Below are 15,448 nucleotides of genomic sequence, written 5' to 3'. Positions count from 1 at the left end.
GCGGGAAGGCGAGGCGCGGGAGGAGCCGGCTTACCACGGCCGGGCGCCTCACGGCGGCCGCCGCGCTCGTCCATGGCGCTGGGACGCGCCGCCGCCGATGTACTAGGCTCGTCCCGTGCCGCGCGCCCTCACCTCGCTGCTCGCGCTTTTCTTGCCGCGATTGCCCCGATCGCCGCGGCTGCCGCTGCCGCTCCTGTCGCTCTTGCCGCTGTCCGGCCTCGCCTGCGCGTCGTCCTCGCTCCCCGATCCCAAGGAGGCGGTGCAGGTCTACGCCGACGCGGCGGCGCGCGGCGACGCCGACGCCATCTACGGCATGCTGAGCGACAAGAGCCGCACCGCGATGTCGCGCGACGAGGTGCGGCGGCGCGTCGCCGAGGCGCGCGCCGAGCTCGCGGAGCAGGCGCGCAGCGTCACGGCGCCCGGGGTCGTGGTCAAGACCCGCGCCCGCGTCCGCTACCCGGACGGCGAGATCGCGACCCTCGAGCTCGACGAGCGCGAGCGCGCCTTCCGGATCTCGGCCGCCGACGCGCTGCCTGCGGGCGGCCGCACCCCCGAGCAGGCCCTCGAGCAGCTCCGCCGCGTCCTCGCGCGCCGTAGCTACGCCGGCCTGCTGCGCGTCCTCACGCCGGCCACGCGCGCCGCCATCGAGAGCGACCTCCGCTCGCTCGTCGAGGGGCTCGCTCAGCCCGAGGGGCTCGAGGTCCGGATTGCCGGCGACTCCGCGACGGTGCAGATCCCGGGTGGGCACGAGGTGAAGCTCCGGCGCGAGGCGGGCGTATGGCGGGTCGAGGACTTCGATTGAGACGATGGCTCGGCCGGCTCGGCGCTCGCCGGCCGCGCGGCCGGGGCGGTGAGACGGCGCTGCCGCCCTCGCGCCCCGCCGCCTCGGCCCGGCCGCGGCGCCTCGCGGCCGCGGCGCTGGTGCTCGTCTCCGCGCTGCTCCTCCTCGCGGTGCCGCGCCCCGTGCGCGCCTTCGGCGAGGAGGGGGCGTGGAACCCGCGGCCGCTGCTGACGGGCGACGCGCGATGGGAGGGGGTGCGCGCCACCGCCCCCGCGCGCTGGTCGTTCGAGCTGGAGCGGCGGACGAGCGCGCCGGCGCGCCGCAACCCGACAACGGTCCGCGCCGACGACCCGGCGCTGCTCGCCGAGCCGTTCGCGCTCTGGGGCGGCGAGGGCGATCTCCCGCCGCTCACCGAGCGCGAGGTCTTCGGCCTGCGCCGCTTCCTCGCGCTCGGCGGCGTGCTCCTCGTCGACGACTTCGCCCCGGGCAGCGGCGCGTTCGGCCGCGCCGCGCGGCGCGAGCTCGCCCGCGTCCTGCCGGAGGGCTCTCCCATCCCGATCGGCACGGAGAACGTCGTCTTCCGCTCCTTCTATCTCCTCCCGCGCGCCGTCGGCCGCGTCGAGGGCCCGCCGAAGCTCTCCGCGATCGTGCGCGGCGGCATGCCGCAGGTGATCTTCTCCGACCACGACCTCGCCGGCGCCCTGGCGCGCTCGGAGGGCGGGGGGCCGAGCGTCGAGGTCACGCCCGGGGGCGAGGCGCAGCGGGAGCGCGCGTTCCGCCTGGCCGTGAACATCGCGATGTACGTGCTCTGCTCGAACTACAAGGACGACCAGGTGCACGCGCCGTTCCTGATGCGCCGCCGCGCCATCGACGACAACCGACCCCGCTCCGCGCCTGCGCGGCCGTGAGGCGCGATGACATCGGGTCGCCTCGCCGCTGCGCCGAAGCTGGTCTGGCAGGACGACCACTTCACCGTGCTGTTCGACGCGTCCCTGCGCGTCGTCTGGACCGTCCGCAGCTCCAGGCCGTTCGTGTCGCTGGAGGAGATCGAGGCCGTGATGGGAGAGCTCATCCGCGTCCTCGACCGGCTGGGCCGCTCCCATCACGCCCTCTTCGTCGACGTCCGCGCCGTCCCCGGCAGGAACGATCCGTCGTTCGAGGCGACGATGAAGCGCTTCCGACCGCACTGGCTGCGGGGCTTCCGGCGGGTCGGCGTGCTCGTGCAGAGCGTCGTCGGCGCGCTCCAGATCCAGCGCTTCGCGAGGGATGACGGCATCGAGCGGCTGATCACGAGCGATGAAGCCGCGCTCCTCCAGTACCTCACGCAGGAGGGCTGAGCGGCCAGGAGCTCCGGCGTCTGGCCGCGCTCAGCTACCGTCTGGCGTGGCGGAGGGCGTGCGCGATGCCGCTTTGCAGCGTGCTCAGCGTCGTGATCCCGGAGAGATCCACGCCGAGCGTGACGAGCGTCTGCGCCACCTCCGGGCGGACGCCGGTGAGCACCACGCGGGTGCCGAGCAGCTGGGCGGCGCGCGCGGTGCGCGTCAGCGCGTCCGCGACGTGCGTATCGACGGCGCGCACGCCCGTGATGTCCAGGATCGCCGTGTGGGCGCCCTGGCTGCTGATGCCGGAGAGCAACGTCTCCATGATCTGCTCCGCGCGCCCGCTGTCGATCGTCCCGACGAGCGGCATCGCGACCACCCGGTCGGCGAGCGGGATGAGCGGCGTGGACAGCTCCCGGAGGGCGGCCTGCTGCGCGAAGATGATCTCCTCCTGCAGCGCGGCCCGCTCCGCCTCCGCGCGCTTCAGCGACGTGATCTCGGTCACGATGCCGCCCATGCCTATCGGCGTCCCGCGCTCGTCGTGGATCGGGAATTTGACCGTGAAGAAGTGGTGTTGAACGCCGCCTATCGGCACCACCTCCTCGAACTGCATGACCTGCCCGCCGGTGAGCACCTCTCGCTCCTTCGCCACGATCGCCGCGCTGGCCGCGGGGTCCAGGGCGCCCAGCTCGAACTCATCCCGGCCGATGAGCTCGAGGACGTGCCTCTGCATCATCTGCGCATGGATGCGGTTGGCCAGGACGTAGCGCCCCGCGGTGTCCTTGACGAAGATGGAGCTGCGCGCGTTGTCCACCAGCTGCAGGAGCAGCTGGTATCGCCCCTGCACCGTCTTCTCCCTCCGCTGCCGGTCGCTGGTGTCATCGACGAGCGCCGCGATCTCGTGCGCGTCGCCTCGGCCGTCGCGCAGCACGGCGTAGGTCCATCGGCAGAGGAACGCGTGACCTCCCTTCGTCCTGCACTCGCTCGTGGTCGCGGCGAAGCGGCTCTCCTCCCGGGCGAAGTCGAACGCCCGCGCCGCGGCGGCGGACACGGGGACCGCGCCCACGAGGTCGGCCAGCCGGCGGCCGACGGCCTCGCTCGCGCTCCAGCCGAAGAGGCGCTCGGCGCTGTCGTTCCAGTACGTCACCGCGCCGTCCAGGCGCCACTGGATCACCGCCGGCACCGCCGTGGGCAGCCCCTCGAGCGCGTCGAGGGCCTCCACGTCTGCCGTGCCTTCCGGCGCGGCTGCGCTCTGTGCGTGACCGTTGGAGCGCTCCGCCAGCGCCTTCTCCAGCGCCTCGACGCGCGCGCGCAGCGCCGTGTTCTCTGCCCTGAGCCGCCCGGCCTCGTCCAGCTCTTCGCGCATCGTCACGAGGGTTCGAGCCTACGCGCGGCGTACCCGGCGTTTCAAGGTGGCTCACCGTTGTTCGAGGTCGCCCGAGAGGTCGCAGCAACGGCGCCGGGCTGGGACACTCCGCCCCGATGTACTAGGCTCCGCGCGTGCCACGCGCCCTCGACTCGCTGCCCGCGCTGTCGCTCTCCCACGCCGGCGCTGCGAGCGGGACTCCCTCTTCTCGCGCGCTTCCCGCGCTTCTCTCGCTCCCGGAGCGGCCGTGACCCGGAGCTTCGCGCCCTCGGGCGACCTGTCGTCGCCGGTCGTCGCTGTCGCCTGCGTCGTCGCGGCCCTGAGCTTCGGCCTGCTCGTGCTCGAGCTCGTCCGCGCGCGCGGACGCGCCGCCGGGGCGGTGGGCGCCGCGCCCGCGCGCGCGGCGCTCGGCACGGCGCTCACGGGCGCGCTCGCCGTGCTCGGCCTGCTCGCCGCCATCCTCCGCCCGGTCGCGGTCACGTCGCGCGGGAGCCTCGTCGGCCCCAAGGTCGTGGTGCTGGTCGACGGCTCCCGATCCATGGACCTGCCGGGCGTCGCGGGGACCCGCCGCGACAGCGCCGAGCGCGCGCTCGAGGAGCTCGGGAAGCGCGCCGACGTCCGGCTCGCCCGCTACGTGTTCGGCGAAGGGGCGCCGCTGCCGGCCGACGGGCAGGCAGGCGAAGGCGCTGGCGCCGCGCCGGCGCCGGGCGGGAGCGCTGGCGCCGCGCCGGCGCCCGACAGGGACGCGGGCGCGGGGGCGCCGGCCGCCGCCCCCGGGTCGGCCGCGGCGCCCGCGTCGCCCGCGCGAGGCCGGCCGCAGCGCCGCTCGGACCTCAGCGCCGCGCTCGAGGCGCTCGCCCGCGCCGCCGACGAGCGGCCGTCGGCGTTCGTCGTCGTCTCCGATGGCCGGCTCGACCGCCCGGGCCCCGACGACACCGCCGCGGCGACGCGGGCCGCGCTCGAGGGGCTCGACGTCCCGGTGCACACGGTCGCGGTGGCGACCGAGTCCGTGCGCGACGCCGGCGTCCGCGCGGTCCGGACCTCCGGCGCCGCGGTCGCCCACCAGCCGCTCTCGCTCCGCATCGACATCGGCTGCAGCGGCGGCCTCGCGTGCGACGCCGTCCCTGTCGTGGCCCGCGAGCTGCGCGAGCAGGGCGCGCCCACGACGCTCGCCACGGGCACGGCGCACGTCGAGGGCGGCGTCGGCACGGTCGAGCTCGGCGTGACGCTCGACCGCGCCGGCACCCGCATCCTGGAGGTGTCGATCAAGGCGCCGGACGGCGACGAGCTCCCCGAGAACGACGTCCGGTACATCACGCTCGACGTCGCGCGCGACCGCATCCGGGTGCTCCACGTGGCGGGCCGGCCGACGTACGACGTGCGCGCGCTCCGGATGTGGCTCAAGGCCGACGCCTCGGTCGACGTCGTGGCCTTCTTCATCCTGCGCACGCCCGGCGACGAGGTGAACGCGTCGTCGGACGAGCTCGCGCTGATCCCGTTCCCGGTCGACGAGCTCTTCAGCGTCCACCTCTCGAGCTTCGATGCGGTCGTCCTGCAGGACTTCGACGCCGCGCCGTACGGCCTGACCAAGCACCTCCCGGCGCTTGCCCAGTATGTCGACAAGGGCGGCGGGCTCATCATGGTGGGCGGCCCGAACGCCTTCGTGTCGGGCAACTATGCGCGCACGCGGCTCGCCCGCGTCCTGCCGGTGGATCTCGACATCGGCCGCGCGCCCAAGGTGGATCTCGGCGCCTTCGTGCCGCGCATCACCGCCGCGGGCCGCGCGGCGCCGGTGCTCGCGCCGCTGCTCGCGCTGATCGGCGACGAGATGCCGGAGATGCCGGGGACCAACGTCGTCGGCGATCCGCTCCCCGGGGCGACGGTGCTCATGACGCACCCGACCCGCACGACGGCCTCGGGCGCGCCGATGCCGGTGCTCTCGCTGGGCGAGCACGAGAGCGGCCGGACGATCGCGCTGACGCTCGACGGCAGCCACCGCCTGCTCTTCAGCGCGTTCGCCTCGAGCTCCGCGGGCCGCGCGCACGGCGCGTTCTGGGACGCCCTTCTCGGCTGGCTCATGCGCGATCCGCGCTTCGAGCCTGCCGCGATCGAGCCGCGCGGCGGCTGCCTCGCGGGCGAGGAGACGGCGCTCGTGCTGCGCCCCCTCGCCGGGCAGCGCGGCGAGGCCAGGGTGACCATCGCGCGCCTCGGCAGCGGCGCGGTCGTGAAGACGTTGACCGCGCCGATCGGCGAGGGCGGCGAGCCGGTCGAGCTCGCCGCCGGTCGCCTCGAGTCCGGGGGTTATTCGGCCACGGTGGAGATCGTCCCGGAAGGCGCCGCTGGCGACGGGGGTGACCAGAAGCGGGCGACGACGCGGCGCGACTTCGCGTGCGAGCGCGGCGGCGACGAGTGGGCCGATCCCCGCCCCGACGTCGCCCGCCTGGAGGAGATCGCCCGCGCGACGGGCGGCGCGTCGGTGCTCCCGTCGGGCGCCGGCTCGCTGTCGCTGCCTGCGGCGACGCAGGTGGCGGCCGAGCGCCACGTCGCGCCGCTCCTGCCCCCCTGGGCCTGGACGCTGGCGGCGGCCGCGGCGCTCGGCGCGCACTGGATCGTGCGCCGGCGCGGGGGCCTCGCCTGAGGCGAGGGCGCCGACCGGAACCCTGGTCTCGTCTCAAGGGAGCGACGGCTTCTCGAGCGGATCGGCCTTGTCGCCGACCCAGACCCTCAGCACCCCGAAGTGCGCGGGGTTCCTGGTGAAGCTCGCGTGATTCACGATGAGCAGCGTCTGCGCCGGGTCGTTGAAGGCCACGTTGGCGGGGGCGTCGAGGGGAATCTCCTCCCCTGGTGCGCTCTCGATGCGCGATTCCTCGACCCCGTCCTCGTCGAGCACCGAGATTGCGTTGGCCGCCGCGAGCGTGACATAGAGCTTCCCCGACTTGCCGAACGCGAACCCGTCGGGCGCCTCGCCAGCATCGTAGTCGTGGACCAGCTCCAGATCGGCCTCTTCGGGGGCTTCGACCAGGGGGAGCCGGTAGATGGACCCCAGGCTCGTGTCCGACGGGGAGAACGTCACCGAGAAATAGACGTGCTCCCGCTCCGGATCGAGCCGGATCCCGTTCACGCCGATCGGCAGGTCGCCGCTGCCGACGAGGGCGGAGCTCTGGAACCAGATCTCCGGCGCGCCGCCCCCGGGCGGGTAGCGGAAGATCGTCGCCTGCAGCGAGTCGGTCACATACGCGTAACCCTCCTCGTCGAAGGCGATATCGTTCGGTATCGGCGGCGTCGGGAAGGGCGTCGGCGAGCACGCCTCTCCCGGCGCGGCCATCACGCACGCCGGCAGATCCGGCAGCGGATCGCCGTAGCTCTCCTGAACATATCCGTGTCCAGTCTTCGTGAAGCGCAGGAGGCCGAGCTGCGTGCTGAGCGCGTAGACCCGGCCATCGTCGTCGACGGCGATGCAGCTCAGCGCATGCTCGTCGGCGAGCGCCTCGCCCGCCACCTCGATCGTGTTCTTGTGGACTTTGCTGTCCCTGTCGAATACGTCGATGGTCGACGGGCCTTGACCTGCCGTGCCGAACGTCGCTGGGCCGGAGACGTAGACCCGATTCCCATGGACCGCGATGCCTTCGGGGAACCCCGGAGCCGCCGGAACCGTCGCGAACGTCTTGATCTCGCCGTAGCATCCCCCCTGCGCCAGCGCCGGACCCGGTATCAGCGGCGACACCGCGGAGAGGAGCGCCAGCGTGCCGCAAGCCAACCATTTTCCGTTAGGGTGCGATAATTTTGACGTGACGGATTGCGACATGTGACCTCCAGGGGTCCATGGTTGCCGGACCGGAGTTGTCGAAATAGGTCGCGTCCAGAAGCCAAAGTGCAAATTGCCTGGCTTTGTCAGGCTGAGGACGCGGCCATGATAGCTGGAGTATATGCGGTTGAGCTGATTGGCTGTCGAGTCGAAATTCTTCGGTTCATGAAATATCAGGGAGGCAGCTGCCTGGCTGACCGGTCCCGCGTCGCCCGCGTCGCCCGCGTCATGTTTCACATGTGTGTCCGCGTAGTTGCGCGCTTGCGCCCTGCCTGCACAGCGCGGTCACGTCAGTCCACGTTGGTTCACGTCAGTCCACGTCGGTTCACGTCAGTCCACGTCAATCCACGTCATTTACGTAGTGCACGTGGCGACAGATGTGTGCAACGGGCGGAGAACGCGTCCTGGCCGCATGTCGGTGAATGCTGCCGAATGTTCCCGAAGGCCATTCAGCATCTGGCGCGCGGCGGTCCCCGCTCCCCGCGGTCGAGGTGTCGCGCTAAGGCTGCGTCGGCCAGGCGACGCGCGTCGGCACGAGCCGGGGCTCGACGGTCCCGTCGCCCAGCTCGCCGTTCCTGTTGTCACCCCAGCAGAGCATCTCGCCCGTGCGCTTGAGCGCGCAGCTGTGGTCATCGCCGAGGGCCAGCTCGACCACGTCGGTCAGCGCGAGCGGCTCCGGAAGGAGCCCCGGATCCTGCGTGCCGTTGCCGAGCTGCCCCTTCGCGTTGTCGCCCCACATGAGCACCTCGCCGCCCGCCAGCACCGCGCCGGAGTGCCTCGCGCCGAGCGAGATCCGGGTCACGTCCACGAGGTCCGAGATCTTCCGGGGATTCGCCTCAGGGTTCACGACGCCAGTCCCGAGGCGGAACTGCTCTCCCTTGCCCCAGCAGGAGGCCACGCCGCGCGCCGGCGCGGCGCACGTGTGCAAGGCGCCCGCGGCCGTGAGCGCGACGCTGGTGAGACCCGCGACGGGCTGCGGGGTGCTCTGCTGGTTGAAGTTGCCGAGGCCGAGCTGGCCGCTCTCGTTGTGGCCCCAGCAGTTCATCGTGCGCTCGCCCATCCGCTCGATCATGCCCGCGCAGGTGTGCGAGAGGCCGGCGCTCACGGAGTCCACGCCGTCCAGCATCACGGTGGGCTCGACCCGATCGACCTCGTCGCCGTAGCCCAGCTGGCCGGAGCTGCCCTCGCCCCAGCAATAGAGCTCGTGCGACGCCGTCACCGCGCAGGTATGGGTCCCGCCGACGGCGACCTGGATCGCGCCCGCGAGCTCCTTGGCGCGCACGGCGGAAGGGGAGTTCGTCGCCTCGCCGTCGCCGAGCTGTCCGCTGTTGCCCGCGCCCCAGCACGCCACCGCGCCGTCGGTCAGCACCGCGCAGGTGTGCGCGCGCCCCGACGAGATGCTCGCCGCGACCCTGGCGGCGCCGCTGAGGCCCATGACCGGCCTCGGGATCGGTCGATCCTGCTGCAGCGTCCCGTCGCCGAGGTTGCCCCAGGTGTTCCTGCCCCAGCACCAGACCGAGCTGTCGCTGAGCACCGCGCACGTGTAATCCGTGCCGGCCGCGATGTGTGTGGGCACGACGCAAACGCCCCGTACGCACTGGCCGCCGCAGGGCTTGTCGCACCTGCCGCAGTGCGCGGTGCTCGTGAGGAGGTCCACCTCGCAGGCGTTCTCGGGGTCCTTGTCGCAGTTGCCGCGGTTCTCCTCGCACGCTGGCGACTGGCAGACCCCGTCCTGGCAGGTCGGCTCGCCGCCGAAGTTCGGGCAGGCGACGTCGCACGCGCCGCAGTGCTGCGCGTCCGTCATCGGGTCGACGCATGCGTCACCGCAGACCATGCCGCCTCCAGGACACCCACCGCCGCTCCCGCCGCTCCCGCCGCCGGTGCTCGAGCTCGTCGACGCGTCGGGCGGGCGCGCCGTGAACTCGTCGCCGCACGCGGCCAGGGCGATGGCGACGGCGGCAGGCATGTACGCCGCCGCGAGGGGCAGCGAGGCGAACGGGAGCCGGCTGGCCCGAGGTCGATGCGTGGAAGCCATGGAGGGCGTTCTTCCCTTGCGTTGAGGCGCGGCTGCGCCACGAGGCGCGGCGTGCGACATTCTAGACGAAGTCGCGCGCAGAGATCTCTCGCCGCGCGCCGCGCCTGTCGCGCCGCGCGCCCGTCGCGCCGCTCAGCGCGTCGCGACGAGCACCTCGTCGATCGGCGGCGCCTTCTCGAGCACGCCGAGGTCCACGAGCTGCTTCGCGAGCGTCTCCCAGCGCTCGCTGGTCATCACGCCGAGGCCCTTCTCCTTGGTCTCGGTGGTCTCGATCAGCGGCCGCTGCGCCTCGGCCGCGGCGACGAAGGTCTCCGCGTCCATCGAGGTGTTGAGCTTGGCCATGATCTCGTTGGACCGCGTCGGATCTTGGAGGTATGTGCGCCAGCCCTCGCGCGTCGCGCGGACGAACGCGCGGACGCGCTCGGGGTTCTCCTTCCAGAGGGCTGCGCGCGTGATCACGACCACGACGTACGGGTTGAACCCCTCGCTGGCCACCAGGAACGCGGCGGGATCGCTCCCCTTGCGCTTGGCCGCGATCGGCTCGGCGGTGATGAAGCACTGCTGGGAGAAGTCCTTGTCGGCGACGAAGCGGGCGACGCCGCCGTCGTACGGCACGACCTTCACCTTGTTGAACCCGTACTTCTTCTTGAGGTACGCGGCGTAAGGCAGCCCCGGCTCGATCGCGAGCGTGCCCGACTTGAGGATATCGGCGATGCTCTTCGCGCCGCGGCTCTCGTGGGTCATGATGGCCTGCGGCGAGGTCTGGAACACGGCGAAGAGGGGGAGCACGTCCGCGCCGCGGGCGCGGGCGGTGAGCACCTCGTCGGCGCCGGAGATGCCGAAATCCACCTGCCCGCCGGCCACCATCTGGACGACCGGCACGCCGGCGCCGCCGCCGAGGATCTCGACATCGAGCCCCTCCTTGGCGAACGCGCCCGACTCGCGCGCGGCGTAGAACCCGCCGAACTCGGGCTCCGGGACCCAGTTGAGGGCGAGCTTCACCTTCGCGGCCGGCGCATCGGGGGCAGCCGCGGCGGGCGCGGCCGGCGCGCTCTGCGAAGGCGCGGCCGGCGCGCTTCCTTGCGGGGACGCGGACGAGGCGCGCCCGTCGCCTTCCGGCGACGGCGAGCGCGAGCACGCGGGGGCGAGGAGGGGGACGGCGGCGAGGGAGGCGAGGCGTCGCAGGAACAACCGGCGGCTGTCGGGGAAGTGCATCAGCGATTGATCTCCGAAGGATGCCAGCGCCGCAAGAGCCGCCTGCCGGCGAGGTCGACGGCGCCGAACAGCGCGAGGCCGAGCCCGGAGGCGAGCAGCACGGCGGCGAAGAGCAGATCCGTGCGCAGCTGGCGGTAGGCGGAGAGGACCAGGATGCCCAGGCCGGCGGCGTCCTCCGAGAAGCCGGCGACGAACTCCCCGACGATCGCGCCGATGACGGCGAGGCCCGCCGCGATCCGGAGCCCCGTCACGAGGTGGGGGAGCGCCGAGGGCAGCTCGAGCTTGCGGAGCGTGGCGAAGCGGCCCGCCCCGTAGAGCCGGAAGAGATCCCGCAGCGCGGGCTCGACGGAGCGCAGGCCCGCGAGCGTGTTCGCGATGACCGGGAACACGGAGACGATGAACGCCGAGACCGCGACCGCGCGCAGGCCGGGGCCGCACCAGAGCACGAGCAGCGGGGCAATGGCGACGATCGGGACGGTCTGCAGGAAGACGGTATAGGGATAGAGCGCCCTCTCGAGCGGGCGCGACGAGGCGAGCGTGATGGCGGCGAGCACGCCGACCGCGGCGCTGAGGAAGAAGCCCGCGAGCGCGGCCTTCGCCGTCGTGACGGTGCCGGCGAGCAGGGTGGCGGCGTTCACCGCGCCCGCCCGCGCCACGTCCGAGGGGGGCGGCAGGAGGTAGGCAGGGACGCTGAGCGCTCGGGCGAGCGCCTCCCAGAGCGCGAGAAGGATCACGAGCGCGGCGAGCGGCGGCGCGACGGCTTGGAGCGGGGTGGGTCGCACGGCTCGGCCTTCTCTAGCGCGAGGCCGCCGCGCCAGGAAGATGCTGCGGTGGAAGAAATCAGGCTCGTCCGTGGCCCGGCGCCGAGCGACGCGCGCGCCGAGCCACGGGAGAGGCGCGTGGGGAGCTTTGTCGAAGCGGGGTGTGAACCGCGCCGAGCGCGGCCCCGCTCGGTCCGGCTACTTGCCCTTCTTGGCGGGCGCGGCCGGAGCAGGCGACGCCTTGGCGGTCGCGGCTGCCTTCTTCTGGTTCTTATCCGCCGTGTCCTGCTTCTTCTGTCGCTCTTTGGCCTTCGGAGATTTGTCACCCATGGGAGCACCGCCTCGGTGGATGTGTTGGTGTCATCCGCCTTGACCGAGGCTAGCACCATCTCTCGTGGCGCAGTCACGAACTTTGTACTTCGCGAGCGCTTATGTCTCGGCTTCTCCGCGTCTCGTCTGGTCTCGTCTCGCCGCCTCGTCGGTTTGTCTCTCGGTCGCCTCTGGGTTGCCTCCCCCACCGACAGGCGGGGAAACCGTCGACGCGTTCGGCTGGGACCCTTGCTGGTTCCGGCGGATGGGTGGCCGCTGCGGGCGTCCACGACGTGAATCGCGCCGGCCTGGCGCTCGCGTGCGCGCGTCCTTCCGATGAGAGGCCGAGCGTGGCGCCGGCCTGGCGCTCGCGTGCGCGCGTCCTTCCGATGAGAGGCCGAGCGTGGCGCCCGCTGCCGCCGGGCTCGCTTGCCGGCATCGAGGGGCGGCGCTACGAAGGCGCCGCGTGTTCAAGGCCATCCTCTGGGACAACGATGGAGTCCTCGTCGACACCGAAGGGCTTTACTTCCAGGCAACGCGCGAGACGATTGCGTCGGCCGGCGTCGATCTCACCATCGACGACTATCGCCAGCTGTTCCTCGTCGAGGCGCGCGGCGCCTGGCACCTCGCCAGCGCTCGCGGGGTCGACGAGGCGGGCGTGCGGCGGCTGGCCGACGAGCGGGATCGCCGGTACCTCGAGCTCGTCGCGGGCGGAGACACGCTGTTGCCGGGCGTGCGAGAGGTCGTCACGGAGCTCGCCGCGCGCTTTCGCATGGCGATCGTCACGAGCAGCAAGCCCGAGCCGTTCCACCGAGCGCACGCGGCGACGGGCCTCCTGCGGTGGTTCGAGTTCGCGCTCACGCGGGATCAGTACGCGCGCGCCAAGCCGGATCCCGAGCCGTACCGGATCGCCTGCGAGCGGCTGGGGCTCGCGGCGCGCGATGTCCTCGTGATCGAGGACTCCGAGCGCGGGCTCCGGTCGGCCAAGGCCGCGGGCCTGACGTGCTGGGTCGTCCCGTCGCCGCTCACGGCGCCGTCGGACTTCACCGGCGCGGACGCGGAGCTCGGATCGCTGCGCGAGGTGCTCGCTCGCCTCCGAGGAGCGTGAGCGCGACCTCACGTTCGCGCGATGAGGTAGCTCACCGCGCCTGTGTGTGCGCGCCGCCACCGCGCTGCGTCGCCCCCTCCCCTGGATTTTTGCACGCTGCACATCTGCTGGGTGCATGACCATCTGGCGGTTCACGAACGGTTCGTGGCACCTTCGGGCCCGTGGCTTCCGGTGACGGCATCTCGCTCATCGAGCTCGTCGTCCTCGGCTGGTCCTCGGCCACCGCGGCGCCGGCGCCGATCCCCATTCGCATCGACTTCGATGCCCCGGCGGACTGCTCGACCGCCGACCAGTTCTACGAGGGCCTCCGTGCCCGGTCGGACCGCGTGCGCCTCGCGGCTGACGGAGAGGACGGCTGGGGTGTCCGCGTCCGGCTGAGCCGCGGTGGGGCCGGGGTCCACGGCGAGCTGCGCGTCGTTCACGCAGGCGGCGAGACCGACACGCGGATCGTCGATGCCACGTCGTGCGACGTCGTGGTCCAGGCGCTCTCGCTCACCGCGGCGATCGCGCTCGACGAGGTGGTCGAGGTGACCGCGCCCCTCGCTCCCCCTGCGCCGCCGCCCGCCGTCCCCCCTGCGCCGCCGCCCGCCCCGCGAGAGGCGCCTCCGCTCAAGTTCGCGCTCGGCGCGCACGTGGTGGTGACCCAGGTTGTCGCACCTCATGCGAGCCTGGGCGCCGCCCTCGGTGCCCGGGTGACCCCGCAGGTCGAGGGCCCGTTGAGCCCTTCGTTCGGCCTCTCGCTGATGTATGCGCGGAACGACCTGCTGTCGGGCGGCGACGCCCTCATCCAGTGGGCGGCCGCGGCCCTCTCCGCGTGCCCGGTGCGCTGGCAGCTCGGCCCTATCGTCAGCGCAGAGCCGTGCGTCGTCGCCGCCGGCGGCTGGCTCGCGGCGACGGGACGAGGTATCTCGAACCCGGAGTCCGCCGTGCGATCGTGGTGGAGCGCGGGAGGCTTCGCGCGCGCCGCTGCGCTCCTCGGCGGGGGCACAGCCCTCGAGCTCGAGGCCGGCGTCCTCGTGCCGCTGGTTCACCGGCGGTTCACCATGGGGTGGTCTGCAGAAACCGTCGGCGAGACTCCGGTGATCTCGCCGCTCGTTGGCGTTGGAATCGTGCACAACTTCTAAGCCAGGATTCTGTGATCACTCCGACTCGCGCTGGGAATTATGACCCATGGACGGCATCCGGAAGCTGGGCCGCAGGCACGCTGCTCCCCCCGACCCGAGGACAATGTTCCGCTCTGGCTGTCGCCCATTGCTTCCCGGTAGAGTCCATTCTTCACTGGTCTCATGCCTCGCCTCGCGGTGAGTATGGTTGCCGACGTCATGACATCGCCTGCTTTGCCTGACAGCGAGCCGGCGAGCGTGGCTCCACCGGCGGCCAACGTGAAGCAGCGGGACGCGCGCCTGCGACGGATGGTGGATGCTCATCTTGACTTCATCGGTCGGGTGCTCCGCAACGCGGGGACCCCTGCTGCCGAGATCGACGATGCGGTGCAGCGCACCTTCATCGCCGCCGCGCAGCGGCTGGACGACGTCCGGCCGGGCGCCGAGAAGAGCTTTCTTCTCCAGACCGCGCTTCACGTAGCCGCCCACGCGCGCCGCAGCGCCGCGCGCCGGCGAGAGTTCCCCGCGGCCGAGCCGCCGGAGGTTGTGGACGCTGCGACACCCGAGCAGCTCACCAGCCAGAAACACGCGCGACAGATGCTCGATCAGGTCCTCGACCAGATGGAGTCCGATCTGCGGACCGTGTTCGTGCTGTACGAGTTCGAGGAGATGAGCATGGTGGAGATCGCCGGCGTGCTGGGGATCCCGCAGGGCACCGTGGCCTCTCGGCTGCGAAGGGCCAGGGCCGATTTTCGTGAGCGCGTCCGCGCGCTGGAGCTCGTTTCGACGAGCGAGGTGAGACGATGATGGAACCACGTCGCCTACTGGAGGAGAGCGACAACCCGCTCGAACGCGCGCTGCTGAACGCAGGCGCGTCGTATCCCACGTCACCGGAGACGCGCGCGAAGACGCTGGCCGCGCTGGGACTCGCCGGCGCTGCCGCCCTGACGGCCAGCGTGGCGGCGCCTGCGGCGCTCTCCGCGGCAGGGGTGTCCGCTACGTCCTCGTCGCTCGCCGTGAAGCTCGGCTGGACCAAGATCCTCGTCGCGCTCTCGACGGTGGGCATGCTCGCCGGCATCCCCGCGGGCTACCTCGCCTGGCGCGGGCAAGACGCGCCGGACGTCACCGCGGCGCACCGCTTCGGCGCCGCGCTCGCCGACCCGGTCGCGCAGATGGCGGTGCAGCCTGTGCAGGCGCCTGCCTCGGAGCCAGCGCCGGTGGAGGCTCTCGCGGAGGAGACGATGGCACCGGCGCTTGCGGGTGGCAGCAGCGCTGCGGCCACGAAGCTCGATCCGAAGCCGTCCGGTACGGGCGCCGCCCTGGAGGCGGAGCTCGGCGCGCTGGACGCGGCGCGCACGATGCTCGCGAGCGGGAACGCGCGAGGCGCGCTCTCGCTCCTGGACGCCTACTCCAGGGCGCATCCGCGCGGGCGGCTGAGCCTCGAGGCCGAGGTCCTGCGGATCGACGCGCTCGCGAAGAGCGGCCGCTCCGACGCTGCCTCGCAGCGCGCCGCGGCGTTTCTTCGCCGGCATCCGAACAGCGTGCTTGCTTCCCGGGTACGGCGCTATGTAAACAACTAAACTCTGGGTCATGCGTTGCCCTGCCCTCCTCCGTTCGTTCCGCGCAGCTTCCGGCGTCGCCGGTGC

At 72.6% G+C, this 15,448-nt stretch carries 14 protein-coding genes; 8 read left to right on the top strand and 6 right to left on the bottom strand.

Annotation, left to right across the window (positions count from 1 at the left end):
- Positions 1-115: 115 nt before the first annotated feature.
- The 3 genes from WMF39_RS30330 to WMF39_RS30320 are packed head-to-tail and all read left to right on the top strand — an operon-like array spanning position 116 to position 2,118.
- Entirely contained in the window at positions 116-802 is a 687-nt protein-coding gene (locus tag WMF39_RS30330) for a hypothetical protein (RefSeq protein ID WP_437739979.1), read from the top strand.
- Positions 799-1,689 carry a DUF4159 domain-containing protein gene (locus WMF39_RS30325; protein WP_437739978.1) on the top strand — a complete coding sequence of 297 codons (891 nt, stop codon included), beginning with the start codon at positions 799-801 and terminating at the stop codon, positions 1,687-1,689. The genes WMF39_RS30330 and WMF39_RS30325 overlap by 4 nt, the downstream gene beginning before the upstream one ends.
- 6 nt (positions 1,690-1,695) lie before the next feature.
- Positions 1,696-2,118 carry a hypothetical protein gene (locus tag WMF39_RS30320; protein ID WP_437739977.1) on the top strand — a complete coding sequence of 141 codons (423 nt, stop codon included), beginning with the start codon at positions 1,696-1,698 and terminating at the stop codon, positions 2,116-2,118.
- 34 nt (positions 2,119-2,152) lie between these two features.
- Here WMF39_RS30320 and WMF39_RS30315 read toward each other — a convergent pair whose 3' ends face one another.
- Positions 2,153-3,466: a PAS domain-containing protein gene (locus WMF39_RS30315; protein WP_437748050.1), complete on the bottom strand. Its 1,314-nt coding sequence runs from the start codon at positions 3,464-3,466 to the stop codon at positions 2,153-2,155.
- A 247-nt stretch (positions 3,467-3,713) separates the two neighbouring features.
- Here WMF39_RS30315 and WMF39_RS30310 point away from each other — a divergent pair, with 247 nt between their 5' ends.
- The gene (locus WMF39_RS30310; RefSeq protein ID WP_437739976.1) at positions 3,714-6,104 is read left to right on the top strand and encodes a glutamine amidotransferase; all 2,391 of its coding nucleotides are present in this window, start codon (positions 3,714-3,716) and stop codon (positions 6,102-6,104) included.
- A gap of 33 nt (positions 6,105-6,137) precedes the next feature.
- Here the strand turns inward: WMF39_RS30310 and WMF39_RS30305 are convergent, their stop codons facing one another.
- The 5 genes from WMF39_RS30305 to WMF39_RS30285 form a co-directional block, all read right to left on the bottom strand.
- The gene (locus tag WMF39_RS30305; protein ID WP_437739975.1) at positions 6,138-7,223 is read right to left on the bottom strand and encodes an SMP-30/gluconolactonase/LRE family protein; all 1,086 of its coding nucleotides are present in this window, start codon (positions 7,221-7,223) and stop codon (positions 6,138-6,140) included.
- Between the two features lie 547 nt (positions 7,224-7,770).
- Positions 7,771-9,306 carry a hypothetical protein gene (locus WMF39_RS30300; RefSeq protein WP_437739974.1) on the bottom strand — a complete coding sequence of 512 codons (1,536 nt, stop codon included), beginning with the start codon at positions 9,304-9,306 and terminating at the stop codon, positions 7,771-7,773.
- Positions 9,307-9,438: 132 nt separating this feature from the next.
- Positions 9,439-10,521: an ABC transporter substrate-binding protein gene (locus tag WMF39_RS30295; RefSeq protein WP_437739973.1), complete on the bottom strand. Its 1,083-nt coding sequence runs from the start codon at positions 10,519-10,521 to the stop codon at positions 9,439-9,441.
- Complete coding sequence (locus tag WMF39_RS30290; protein WP_437739972.1) at positions 10,521-11,303, bottom strand: ABC transporter permease; 783 nt, start codon at positions 11,301-11,303, stop codon at positions 10,521-10,523. The genes WMF39_RS30295 and WMF39_RS30290 overlap by 1 nt, the downstream gene beginning before the upstream one ends.
- A gap of 177 nt (positions 11,304-11,480) precedes the next feature.
- Positions 11,481-11,612, bottom strand: a complete 132-nt coding sequence (locus WMF39_RS30285; RefSeq protein ID WP_437739971.1) for a hypothetical protein — start codon at positions 11,610-11,612, stop codon at positions 11,481-11,483.
- A gap of 445 nt (positions 11,613-12,057) precedes the next feature.
- On the opposite strand from WMF39_RS30285, the gene WMF39_RS30280 reads away from it, so the two are divergent.
- From WMF39_RS30280 to WMF39_RS30265, 4 genes are all read left to right on the top strand, one after another.
- A complete protein-coding gene (locus WMF39_RS30280; protein WP_437739970.1) occupies positions 12,058-12,699 on the top strand; it encodes an HAD family hydrolase in 642 nt (213 codons plus the stop codon).
- Between the two features lie 161 nt (positions 12,700-12,860).
- Positions 12,861-13,823 carry a hypothetical protein gene (locus tag WMF39_RS30275; RefSeq protein ID WP_437739969.1) on the top strand — a complete coding sequence of 321 codons (963 nt, stop codon included), beginning with the start codon at positions 12,861-12,863 and terminating at the stop codon, positions 13,821-13,823.
- Positions 13,824-14,021: 198 nt separating this feature from the next.
- Positions 14,022-14,609 carry an RNA polymerase sigma factor gene (locus WMF39_RS30270; RefSeq protein WP_437739968.1) on the top strand — a complete coding sequence of 196 codons (588 nt, stop codon included), beginning with the start codon at positions 14,022-14,024 and terminating at the stop codon, positions 14,607-14,609.
- Positions 14,609-15,382: a hypothetical protein gene (locus WMF39_RS30265; RefSeq protein ID WP_437739967.1), complete on the top strand. Its 774-nt coding sequence runs from the start codon at positions 14,609-14,611 to the stop codon at positions 15,380-15,382. The genes WMF39_RS30270 and WMF39_RS30265 overlap by 1 nt, the downstream gene beginning before the upstream one ends.
- Positions 15,383-15,448 lie beyond the last annotated feature (66 nt).

This window comes from Sorangium sp. So ce1504 (assembly GCF_051521635.1).
Taxonomy (GTDB): Bacteria; Myxococcota_A; Polyangia; order Polyangiales; family Polyangiaceae; genus Sorangium; species Sorangium cellulosum_B.
This window is presented reverse-complemented; position numbering and strand designations above follow the sequence as displayed.

Excerpts from the sequence above, each read along its gene's own strand:
- WMF39_RS30295 (WP_437739973.1), bottom strand. The coding sequence starts at position 10,521 with ATGCACTTCCCCGACAGCCGCCGGTTGTTCCTGCGACGCCTCGCCTCC.
- WMF39_RS30300 (WP_437739974.1), bottom strand. The coding sequence starts at position 9,306 with ATGGCTTCCACGCATCGACCTCGGGCCAGCCGGCTCCCGTTCGCCTCG.
- WMF39_RS30265 (WP_437739967.1), top strand. The coding sequence starts at position 14,609 with ATGGAACCACGTCGCCTACTGGAGGAGAGCGACAACCCGCTCGAACGC.
- WMF39_RS30320 (WP_437739977.1), top strand. The coding sequence starts at position 1,696 with ATGACATCGGGTCGCCTCGCCGCTGCGCCGAAGCTGGTCTGGCAGGAC.
- WMF39_RS30285 (WP_437739971.1), bottom strand. The coding sequence starts at position 11,612 with ATGGGTGACAAATCTCCGAAGGCCAAAGAGCGACAGAAGAAGCAGGAC.
- WMF39_RS30315 (WP_437748050.1), bottom strand. The coding sequence starts at position 3,466 with ATGCGCGAAGAGCTGGACGAGGCCGGGCGGCTCAGGGCAGAGAACACG.
- WMF39_RS30270 (WP_437739968.1), top strand. The coding sequence starts at position 14,022 with ATGACATCGCCTGCTTTGCCTGACAGCGAGCCGGCGAGCGTGGCTCCA.